The sequence below is a fragment of the Psychrobacter sp. 16-MNA-CIBAN-0192 genome (assembly GCF_040309565.1).
Taxonomy (GTDB): domain Bacteria; phylum Pseudomonadota; class Gammaproteobacteria; order Pseudomonadales; family Moraxellaceae; genus Psychrobacter.
The window spans coordinates 1-266 of the sequence record NZ_JBEOOX010000323.1 but is presented as its reverse complement, the minus strand read 5'-3'; the positions used below and the strand labels follow the sequence as shown (position 1 = coordinate 266).

Here is a 266-nt window from a genome sequence, read left to right as displayed (position 1 = left end):
CACCGCGTGTGGGTCGTCGAGGCGGCGCTGAAGCCGAGCGCGCGGCACGTTGCGTCGAAGAAGGTGTTTTATCTCGACGAGGACAGCTGGCTCGCGCTGGTAGGCGAGGACTACGACGCGCAGGGCAAGCTGTGGAAGGTGCGGGAGAGTTATCCGATTCCGGTGTGGGAGCTCGGCGGCACCTGCGACAACGAGCCGCTCGCGCAGTACGACATGAACAACGGCCGCTATGTGCTCGATGCGACGTCGATCGGACAGGGCAAGGA

The 266-nt window shown here is 64.7% G+C and carries 1 protein-coding gene; it reads left to right on the top strand.

The window, feature by feature from the left end:
• A partial coding sequence (locus AAEY78_RS13410; protein ID WP_352339805.1) for a DUF1329 domain-containing protein occupies window positions 1-266 on the top strand: 266 nt, incomplete at both ends.